We start from the raw sequence: 2,176 nt of genomic DNA on the forward strand, positions 1-2,176 counted from the left end.
CACGGCCACGCAATAAATTGCGTCCCCGTTCACCGTTTTCGGATGGGAAGAACGCCGGAAACAGGACTTCCCCTGGCTGAATGGTGTGAATTTCCGCGCTATGCACTTGCGCGCATACTCATGCATGCCGTAAAAACAGAGCCTGCGCGTTTCTGGCGGGTTTTCGGGTGGTTTGTTGCCTGTTTTACCGGTTTCCCGTCAGAAACGCCCTCAGAGCCTCTCAGGCGGTGCACGCAAGGGATGTTATGGTAAATGTTGAACTTAGTTTTCTGAAGCTTTCCCACCGGTGCATTGGTACTCGATTGAAACGTTGGTCATCTCACAACCATAAGCCCCGACCTGTGCGCAGGTGGATGTTTGGCCGCCAAATGCCTCAGCCCCAGTGTATCCCCATGTTTTACATTTTTGTCCAGCCAGATCTTTAGCTGAGTTCAGATCAACAACGGGTTTTTCAAACATCCCAAAGGTGTAACCCATTTTCACTGTACCATCAGCTTTACTCCCCCCCATCGGGGTCATTTGTTTTTGCGTTGCGCAGCCTGAAAGAATTAAAACGCCTAAACCGATCGCTACTAGTTTTTTCATTTTTTATTTCCCGGATGATTGTTCGGAATTATCTTAACGGGGAGTTTACACAAGGCAACACCCTCTGTAATCCTCTGATTATTTGAGGTATCCCATAAAAAAATCAAAGAAAGCCTAATGCCCCCGTGGTGGGTATATAAAAATACGGGGAGCGGAGCGACCTTCGTCTAGCTCTTGTTTTGTTTTTCTTGCCGCGCAACTGGCTTGATTGTGTGGGTGTTGTGTCCGACGTCTCTCACATCACCGCGTACTGCTGCCTTTTTCGCTCATTTTATCAGGTGCAAGTTATCGTACTGCGAGACGGGGTAGAGCCTAACTCTTTCGCGGTTAAGTTACGTTTCCACCAATTGCCTGTTTATCCTGCCGGAGTCCGGGGCGTAGACCTGAGCGTCTTAGGTGCAGATGTGGATTTAATGTCGTTGAATGGTATTAAGCTGGTAGTGACAAGGCTAGCCAGCCCTGCTAGGATTTGATTTCTGACGTCTATTCCTGGCAGGCATCTGCGAAGAATTAGAGTACCGAAGCCCTGTGATTCTGTCACGGGGCTTTTGTACATTTAGCGCCCGAGAATCAAAAACATCCCTTCAGAACTTATGTAACGCCCGCCGCAGTCTCACGGCAGGAGCGCAGCGACCGAGTGAGCGAGGAGGCGACATTTCATCCTTACCTGCATGTTGCACTTACGCCCCGCAGCTACATTTTTCCCCTGCCACATGAAGCACTTCCCTGAATTCCCACTTCGCTTTACCATATTAAGCCAGTATACACTCCGCTAGCGCTACGTGACTGGTTCAGGGCTGCGCCCCGAAACCCGCTAACAACCTCTCTGCTACTGGATATCACCCCATGCCATCTGAATATGATGAACAACGGGGTTCGACTGATACGCAGCTTCCCGGCGAATATGACCTTTTTGATTTAATGGCGAAGGTTACTGAAGAGATCCTGCATGCCCCTGTGGATTCTGGGCCGCCTGCCGGCCGGGAAGCGTTATAGCTTTTTCGCTTGCCCGCGTACGTGGTAATACGCCGGTATTACCTTTTATTTCTTTATTTTCATGTAATTACAGTGGGTTTTTAATACCTGGGTATTACTCGTGAAAACGAAACATTACTTTTTTTTCTTTTAATTCATGCAGTTGCGATGAAAATCGCGGCTGCGTTAGGTGTATGACCATTTTGAGGTTGAAAAATAATCAACCATGGCGGGTGATTTACGCAGGTTAAGGGGAGATCGTGACAAAAAAAAGCGTTCCTCACTGTATCGTTCATGCCTGCATGAACGGGTTATTCTTCCTGACTACAGAATTACATCGCTCCTTCAGTTCATACATCACTTTTACAACACTTTTGCATCACTTTTACATCATTTATACATCACTTTTACATCATTCCTTCAGCTCATACGTCACTTTCATCCTCTGTGCCATTTGTACATCACCCCCTTCCTGAACGTGCTGACAGCGGGTTTTCCGGCTGCGCCGGCAACGCTTCACGGCCACGCAATAAATTGCGTCCCCGTTCACCGTTTTCGGATGGGAAGAACGCCGGAAACAGGACTTCCCCTGGCTGAATGGTGTGAATTTCCGCGC

Annotated in this window: 1 protein-coding gene; it reads right to left on the reverse strand. The window is 48.4% G+C overall.

Going from position 1 to position 2,176, the window contains the following annotated elements:
* Window positions 1–261 precede the first annotated feature (261 nt).
* Window positions 262–585: a YecR family lipoprotein gene (gene yecR / locus G6Q29_RS21500; protein WP_016245705.1), complete on the reverse strand. Its 324-nt coding sequence runs from the start codon at window positions 583–585 to the stop codon at window positions 262–264.
* Window positions 586–2,176: the final 1,591 nt, after the last annotated feature.

Source organism: Enterobacter cloacae (assembly GCF_011078175.1).
GTDB lineage: Bacteria > Pseudomonadota > Gammaproteobacteria > Enterobacterales > Enterobacteriaceae > Enterobacter > Enterobacter cloacae_Q.

Excerpts from the sequence above, each read along its gene's own strand:
- yecR (WP_016245705.1), bottom strand. The coding sequence starts at position 585 with ATGAAAAAACTAGTAGCGATCGGTTTAGGCGTTTTAATTCTTTCAGGC.